The following is an 8,244-nucleotide window of genomic DNA, read 5'->3' on the forward strand; positions in this document are numbered from 1 at the left end:
CCCTTTCTGGGCCACGAGGCGCGCGCTCATCCCGAACACCGGAGTGCGCGCGCGTTCCGGAAGCTTCCACGCCCTCTGGAGCGCCGCCTTGCACCGGCGCTTCCCCGACTGATCGGCGGCCGAGTAGTTCGCCGTGATCTCAGTGTCGGTTTCCGGGTTCCAGATCACGGTGTCGATGCCATTCAGGATCCCGACGAACCGGTCCCGCAGCCCGACGAACGTGTCGTGCAGCCCGAATCCGCCGGCCTCGGTCCTCAGCTCGATCGCGTGCGTGGGGCTCACTGTCGTCGCCATGTCGGCGTAGGCCAGGCCACCCTTGAGCACGTTCACCCGGCCATACCACTCGAGCCGCTTCAGGTCGTAGAGCGAGTCCGGCAGCCCCACGTCCGCCAGCGTCTCGAACGGGAAGTGGCCCTGGAAGCCGGCGTTGTGGACCGACACCACCGACGCCATGCGGTCGTAGAACGGGTCGCCCGCGAGCACCGCTCGCAGGTACACGGGAGCGAGGGCGGTGTGCCAGTCGTGGGCGTGCAGCACGGCGGGGCCCTGGACGAGCCGGGGCAGCTGCTGGAGCGCCGCGGCGCAAAAGAAAGCGAACCGGCGCGCGTTGTCGGGATAGTCGGCGCCTGCCTCGCCGTAGATCCCGCTCCGGTCGAAGTATTGCGCGTTCTCGACGAAGAAGACCCGCGGCCCCGCGCCCCCAGAGCACAGGCGAAGCAGCCGCGCCTCCTCGCGCCGCGGCCCGACCGGTACCGAGAACGGCTCGCCGGCCGGCTCGAGATCCGGCGCCATTTCCGTCACGGACCGATATAGCGGCACCAGCACGGTGGTATGGTGACCGCACCCGGCCTGGAACGACGCCAATCCCCGCACCGCCTCCGCCAGGCCGCCGGTGCGGGCGAACGGCCAGTACTCCGCTGTCAGGTGGACGACGGAGGGATAGTCAAGCCGTGGGCGGATCGTCCTCACCGGGCTCTCCCCGCAGGGCGGGGATGTAACACTGCGACACGTATTGCTGCACCATCCTCCGCGCCGTGAAGCGCTCCGCCGTCACCTTCAGCGCGTGTTTCATCTTCTGCGCCCAGCCCGGCGAGACTCCCCGCTCGTCCTGGTCGTAATACAGCGGCACGACCTGTTCCTCGAGCAACGCGTACAACTGTTCCGCGTCGGCCGCGTCGGAGTCCTCTTCCGGGCTGGTGAGCGGGATCGCCCAGCCGTTCTGGCCCGTGTACGCCTCCGCCCACCAGCCGTCCATCGTGCTTATCTGCGGCACCGCGTTCAAGCCGGCCTTCATCCCGCTGGTGCCGGACGCCTCCATCGGCACCCGCGGGATGTTGAGCCACACGTCCACGCCCTGCACCATGCGGTGCGCGAGGTGCATCTCGTAGTCCTCGAGGAACGCCAACCGCCCCTCGAAACGCGGGTCACGGGCAAACGAGTAGACCCTCTGCAGCATCTGCTTCCCGGGCTCATCGGCGGGGTGTGCCTTGCCGGCGAAGATGATCTGCACCGGGCGCCGCGGGTTCACCAGCAGCCGGCGCAGCCGCTCGACGTCGCGGAAGATGAGATCGGCGCGCTTGTACGTCGCGAACCGCCGCGCGAAGCCGATCGTCAGCGCCGTGGGGCTGAGCAGCGTCCCAGCGCCGGCCAGCCGCGCAGCTTCGGTCCACTGGTCGTGCCAGCGACGCCGCGCCTCTTCCCGGATGAAGCTGTGCAGGTCCTTCCGCTGCGCCCGGTGCGCCGCCCATAGCTTCACGTCGTCGATGGTGAGGACCTGCTCCCAGAACCCCGGCTCGTCGCCGCGCGACTCCCAGTCCGGCCCCAGTTGTGCGTTCAGCAACTCGCGAACCGACCCGCCCATCCACGTCCCCAGGTGCACGCCGTTCGTCACGTGCAGTATCGGCACCCGGGACATCTCGCGGGCGGGCCAGAGGTCCTTCCAGATGCGCCGCGCTTCCTTGCCGTGCCGTTCCGACACGCCGTTCACCCGACCCGACAGCCGCATCGCCGTGACCGTCATGTGGTAGAGGCCGTGGTCCACGACCGGGTGGCGGCCGAAACCGAAGAATGCCTCCCGCTCGATCCCCATCTCCTCCCAGAAGGGTCCCGTGCAGTGCTCGACCTTCTCGTGCGAGAACATGTCGTGGCCGGCCGGCACGGGAGTGTGGGTCGTGAATACGCTGGTCGCGCGCACCTGCCGCACCGCTTCCTCCGGGGTGGTTCCGGAGGACGTGAGCTCCCGGAGCCGTTCGACGAACATGAACGCCGCGTGCCCTTCGTTCGCGTGCCAGGCCCGCGGCTCGATCCCCAGCGCCCGCAGTACGCGCACTCCGCCGACGCCCAGTATCCATTCCTGCCGGAGCCGCAGCTCGGGCACGCCGGTGTACAGCTTGTGCGACAGCTCCCGGTCCACCGGGTCGTTGCTCTCGAGGTTCGTATCGAGGAAGTAGACCGGCACTCGGCCCACCATCATGCGCCACGCGCCGATGTGCACCTCGCGCCCCGAAGTCCGCACCGTCGCTAGGTGCGGCTCGCCGCCCTTGCCGAGCACCGGCATCAGCGGCGTCATCGCGGGATTGATGCGTTCGTCGGTGTCGTCCTGCCATCCGTCGAGGCGCAGGCGCTGGTCGAAGTATCCCTTCACGTAGAACAGCCCTATGCCCACGAGCGGCACGCCGAGATCGGAGGCTGCCTTGCAATGATCCCCGGCGAGCACCCCGAGTCCTCCCGAGTAGACCGGGACCGAGTTGTGGAGCGCGAACTCGGCGCAGAAGTAGGCGATGGGCCGGGTGAGCGATTCAGGATACCGCTCGGCGTACCAGGTGCCGGCGCCCGAAGCGAGGCTCGCGGCCGCCGTAACCACCTCGTCGTAGCGCGCCAGGAACGCTGGGTCGGCGGCGAGGGTCGTCAGGAGCTGCGGATTGACCCGCTGTAGCATCTCGATGGGGTTGTGGCGCGTCTGGTGCCAGAGCTGTTCGTCGATGGCGCGGAAAACGGCCCGAGCCTCGGGGCTCCAACTCCAGCCCAGGTTCGCCGCGATCCCGGCCAGGCCTTCGATCCGCTTGGGCAAGTAGGGGACGCCGCTCAGGACTTGATCCATAGGTGCGGTAAGTATACGCCCCTTTCATGCGCGTTTCATCCGCTCTTCACGCGGGGGATGCGAGAATTACCTGAAGCCGACGATGAGGACCCCCATGAAGACGCGCCCGGTCTCGACCCGCTGGAACCCCGGTTTCTCCCTGGACGAAGCAGCGCGCATCCGCCGGATGATCGTGACGCGCGGGACGATCACGTGCCCGAACTGCGGCGCGAAGCTGACGCCAAAGGTGGGGCTGGACGGCGAGCGGCGGGTCTGGATTGTGCGCTGCGACGCCTGCGGCCGGGGCGTCGTCGTCCACGGGAACGGCTGAGTCCACGCCACCAGCGCAGACGCGGCGGGGCACTCGCGTGCTGACGCCCGGCTTCACAGCGACGCGATCGGCCGACCGGGCCAAGCTATCGGCACCTCGTGGCGGTGCATAGCTTATCGCGCATGCTCACCTACCCCAACCTCTCGACCCTCGAACACCCGCTCATCCGCCACAAGCTGACCCTCCTGCGCGACAAGCGGACCACCACCAAAGACTTCCGCGATCTCACGGCCGAGATCGCAATGCTCATGGCCTACGAAGTGACGAGCGACCTCCCCACCGAGCCCAAGCAGATCGAGACCCCGCTCGAGCCGATGGAAGGGACCAAGGTCGCAGGGAAAAAACTCGCCCTCGTCCCGATCCTGCGCGCCGGACTCGGGATGGTGGACGGGATCCTGCGCCTTATCCCCTCCGCGCGCGTCGGCCACATCGGCCTCTACCGCGACCACGACACGCTGAAGCCCGTCCCTTACTACTTCAAGGCGCCCAGCGCGCGCGAGCAACGCGACTTCTTCATCCTCGACCCGATGCTCGCCACCGGCGGCTCTGCCGTGGACGCCTGCACCACGCTGAAGGGCGCCGGGGCCCGATCGATACGCTTCCTCTGCATCGTCGCCGCGCCCGAAGGCGTCGAGAAGATGCTCGCCGAGCACCCCGACGTCCCGATCTATGCCGCGTCGCTCGACCGCCAGCTCAACGAGCACGGCTACATCCTTCCCGGCCTGGGCGACGCCGGGGACCGGCTCTTCGGCACGCGGTGAGACTCACCTGCTGGGGAGCCGCGGGAGAAGTCACCGGCTCGATGCACTTGGTCGAGGTCGGGAGCCAGCGAATCCTGCTCGACTGCGGCCTCTTCCAGGGGCGCCGCGAGGAAGCGCGCAAGAAGAACCAGAGCTTCCCCCTCAAGCCCGGTGACATCGACGTCGTGGTGCTGAGCCACGCGCATATCGACCACGCGGGCCGCCTTCCCATCCTCACCAAGATCGGCTACACCGGGCCCATCTTCTGCACGCCCGCCACCCGGGACCTGGCCTCGATCATGCTGCCCGACGCGGGCTTCATCCAGGAAAAGGACTTCGAGTTCCTGCAGAAGCGTGGCCACAATGGGCTCGCGGAGCCGCTCTATACCGCAGCCGACGCGAGGGCCGTCTCGGAGCACATGATCTCCGTGCCGTACGGGCGACCGCTCGACATCACCTCCCGGGTCCGGCTCACCTACACTGACGCGGGCCACATCCTCGGCTCCGCCTCGGTCGTGCTCGACATCGACGGCCCGGGCCGCGCGCGCCGCCTCGTCTTCTCGGGCGACATCGGGCGCTGGGGCCTGCCGATCATCCGCGACCCGCAGCCGCCGGAGGGTGCGGCCGATGTCCTCATCGTCGAGAGCACCTACGCCAACAAGACGCACGAGTCGGTGGCGGGCGCGCAGGACCTGCTCGCGAAGTACGTCGGGACCGTCGCGAAGCGCGGCGGCAAGATCTTCATCCCCAGTTTCGCGGTGGGTCGCACCCAGGAGATCGTCTACGAGCTCCACGGCTTGGCCCGCGCCGGGAAGATCCCCCAGGTCCCGATCTACGTGGACTCCCCGCTCGCGGTGAACGCCACCGACGTCTTTCGCCTGCACCCCGAGGCGTTCGACAAGAGCGAGGAGCTGATCGGGAAGACGACCGACCTCTTCACCTTCCCGCTCGTTAGGTACGTCCGGTCGGTGGAAGAGTCGAAGCGGCTGAACGGCACCCGCGGACCAGCGATCATCATCGCCGCGTCGGGGATGGCCGAGTCCGGCCGCATCCTGCATCATCTCGCCAACGGCGTCGGCGACCACCGCAACATGGTGCTCTTCGTCGGCTTCCAGGCGAGCTACACCCTCGGCCACCGCCTCCAGGACGGCGCGCGCGACGTGAAGATCTTCGGCGAGATGGTCCCGGTCCGCGCCGAAGTCGCCACCATCGGCGGGTACTCCGCCCACGGCGACCGCACCGAGCTGAAGCGCTGGGTGGAGGGCTTGGGCCCCCGGCCCAAGCACACCTTCTGCGTCCACGGCGAATCGGAACAGCTTCAGGCCATGGCCGGCATCGTCCGGGAGCTTGGTGTTTCAGACGTGAACGTCCCAGCCCTCGGTCAAGCCTTCGAGATCTAACCGCACCAACCTTTCGGCTCCTACCGCTGTCCCAAGTTGTGAAACCAGACATCTACACCTGTCGTATGGCTCGTGTCTGACGCCATTCGCCGTTCGATCGCCTGGGAGTCCGTATGCTCAGTTCGCTCGCCGCCGTCACGTTCGCGGCCAGTTCCGCGTTTGCCGCCCAGCCGGTTCCTGCCCACCAGACGGCGGCGAATCAGCTCTCGGCCACCTCTGCCACGGATACGCTCCGCGCCAGGGCGACGGGGACGGCGATCCGCGCCGTGCCGTCGGCGCCGCGGCTCGACGGCAGGCTGGACGAGCCGATGTGGGCCCTGGCGCCCGTGATGTCCGACTTCACCCAGCGCGATCCTAACGAGGGCCAGCCGGCGACCCAGCGCACCGAGGTCCGGGTCCTTTTCACCGACGACGCGTTGTACGTCGGCGTGCGCGCGTTCGACTCGGAGCCCGACCGCATCGCGGCCCAGCTCACGCGACGCGACGCCGATTCGCCGTCGGACTGGATAGTCGTCGCCGTGGACTCGTATCACGACCGCCGCACGGCCTTCCAGTTCTGGGTGAACCCGGCCGGGGTCAAGCGCGACGTCTACGTTTTCAACGACAACGAGGAAGACGATTCGTGGGATGCGGTCTGGGAGGTCTCGACGACGCGCGACGCGAACGGGTGGACGGCCGAGTACCGCATTCCGTTCAGCCAGCTCCGCTTCCCTCGCGCCGAGTCGCAGAGCTTCGGCTTCAACGTGGCGCGCAAGATCAACCGCACCAACGAGTTCAACATGTGGCGCCTGATCCCCAAGAACGCCTCCGGCCAGGTGTCGCTCTACGGCGACCTCGACGGGATCGAGGGCATCCGCCCGCCGCGGCGCCTCGAGATCCTTCCTTATTCGGTCGGCCGCGCCGCCCGCACCATCGCGGAGCAGGGAAACCCCTTCCGGACCGGCTCGGAGGCGTCGGGCTCCTTCGGCGCGGACCTGAAGTACGGCGTCACCTCCAACCTGACGCTCGACGCCACGATCAACCCCGACTTCGGGCAGGTTGAGGCGGATCCAGCGGTGGTGAACCTCTCGGCGTTCGAGTCGTTCTTCCCCGAGCGGCGGCCCTTCTTCACCGAAGGTGTGAACATCTTCCGGTTCCCGCTCGGCTTCGGCGACGGTGACGGAGCGAGCGAGGGGCTGTTCTACTCGCGGCGCATCGGGCGGCAACCGCAAGGCGACGCCGATCCTCGCGGCGGCTACGCGGAAGGGATCGACCACACGTCCATCCTCGGTGCGGCGAAGCTGTCGGGAAAGACGCCCTCGGGGTGGACGATCGGCCTCCTGGGCGCGCTCACGGCCGCAGAGCGCGCCGACGTGCGCGACTCCTCAGGCACCCGCTTCGCGGACGTGGTCGAGCCCCGCTCGCAATACTTCGTGGGCCGGCTGGCGCGCGACTTCCGCCAGGGCCGCACCGTGGTCGGCCTGTTCGGGACGGCGATGAGCCGAGACCTGCCCGCGGGCCTCGACTATCTGCGCAGCTCCGCCTACACGCTCGGGCTCAACTGGTCGCATCGCTTCGCGCACGACACCTACGCCTTCCGCGGCTTCGCCGTGGGCAGCGACGTGCGCGGCTCCACGGCGGCCATCACCAGCACCCAGCGTTCCTCCGCGCGTTACTTCCAGCGGCCGGACAACGACTACACGGATCTGGACACCACGTTGACAGCGCTCTCGGGCCTCGCGGCGCAGGCGACGATCGGCAAGGAATCGGGCTCCTGGCGATGGGTCACCGGCCTGGATACGCGCTCGCCCGGCTTCGAGGCCAACGACATGGGGTTCATGCGCAACGCGGACTACGTCAACCAGTTCGCGTGGGTGCAGCGCCGCTGGACGCGTCCGGGACGGGTGTTCCGCCGGTTCAACGTCAACCTGAACCAGTGGGCCAATTGGGACTTCGGCGGCGAGCGCACCAACCTGGGCGGGAACGTCAATTCCAACTTCACGCTCCTCAACTACTGGGGCGGGTTCTTCGGGTTCAACCGCAACCAGGGCGGCCTGTCGACCGGCGCGCTGCGCGGCGGGCCGGCGATCAAGTCGACCGGCGGCACCAACGGTTGGGCCGGCTTCTTCTCCGACGAGCGCAAGGCGCTGCGAACGAACACCTTCGGGTGGTTCTGGCGCGCCGACGAGGGCGGCAGCTGGGCGGCAGGCATCTCGACCGACCTTTCGTGGCGGCCTTCGGGCCGGATGGACTTCAGCTTTTCGCCCAACGTCAACCGGAACGTGGACGACTGGCAGTATGTGGACACCAGGACGGCGCTCGGAGCGGACCAGTACCTGTTCGGCGAGATCCGCCAGACGACGCTGTCCATGGGGCTCCGCGGCAGCATGACCTTCACGCCGACGCTCACGCTCCAGCTCTACGCCGAGCCGTTCTACTCGGCGGGCCGCTACCCCGAGTTCAAGCGCGCCGCCGACACCCGGGCGGCACACTACGCCGACCGGTTCGACGTCTTCACCGGCAGCCGGGCACAGCGCGACGCCGACGGCAACGTGCTGATAGACATCGACGGCAACGACACGACCGACGTGACGCTCGACAACCCTGATTTCTCCTTCGTCTCGTTCCGGTCGAACGTGGTGCTGCGGTGGGAGTACCGGCCGGGCTCTACCGTTTTCGTGGTGTGGCAGCAGAACCGCAGCGGCTTCTCCTCCG

At 68.2% G+C, this 8,244-nt stretch carries 6 protein-coding genes; 4 read left to right on the forward strand and 2 right to left on the reverse strand.

The window, feature by feature from the left end; genetic code table 11:
* Both Q8Q85_08765 and glgP read right to left on the reverse strand, forming a co-directional pair.
* Window positions 1–969, reverse strand: a 969-nt coding sequence (locus tag Q8Q85_08765) for a glycogen/starch synthase (protein ID MDP3774345.1), incomplete at its 3' end; no start/stop codon positions are given.
* Window positions 944–3,100, reverse strand: a complete 2,157-nt coding sequence (gene glgP, locus Q8Q85_08770) for an alpha-glucan family phosphorylase (protein ID MDP3774346.1) — start codon at window positions 3,098–3,100, stop codon at window positions 944–946. The genes glgP and Q8Q85_08765, both read right to left, overlap by 26 nt.
* Window positions 3,101–3,194: 94 nt before the next feature.
* Between glgP and Q8Q85_08775 the strand changes: the two genes are divergently transcribed.
* The 4 genes from Q8Q85_08775 to Q8Q85_08790 form a co-directional block, all read left to right on the forward strand.
* Window positions 3,195–3,410 (forward strand): hypothetical protein, encoded by a 216-nt coding sequence (locus Q8Q85_08775; GenBank protein MDP3774347.1) that lies wholly within the window; start codon window positions 3,195–3,197, stop codon window positions 3,408–3,410.
* 98 nt (window positions 3,411–3,508) lie between these two features.
* Entirely contained in the window at window positions 3,509–4,171 is a 663-nt protein-coding gene (upp, locus tag Q8Q85_08780) for a uracil phosphoribosyltransferase (protein ID MDP3774348.1), read from the forward strand.
* On the forward strand, window positions 4,168–5,550 hold the full coding sequence (locus Q8Q85_08785; GenBank protein MDP3774349.1) for an MBL fold metallo-hydrolase: 1,383 nt from the start codon (window positions 4,168–4,170) through the stop codon (window positions 5,548–5,550). Before upp ends, Q8Q85_08785 begins: the two co-directional genes overlap by 4 nt.
* Window positions 5,551–5,663: 113 nt before the next feature.
* Window positions 5,664–8,244: DUF5916 domain-containing protein (locus Q8Q85_08790; GenBank protein MDP3774350.1), on the forward strand; the 2,581-nt coding region annotated here is incomplete at its 3' end.

This window comes from Gemmatimonadales bacterium (genome assembly GCA_030697825.1).
GTDB lineage: Bacteria > Gemmatimonadota > Gemmatimonadetes > Gemmatimonadales > JACORV01 > JACORV01.

Coding starts and splice junctions, on each gene's coding strand:
- glgP (MDP3774346.1), bottom strand. CDS start 3,100: ATGGATCAAGTCCTGAGCGGCGTCCCCTACTTGCCCAAGCGGATCGAA.
- Q8Q85_08775 (MDP3774347.1), top strand. CDS start 3,195: ATGAAGACGCGCCCGGTCTCGACCCGCTGGAACCCCGGTTTCTCCCTG.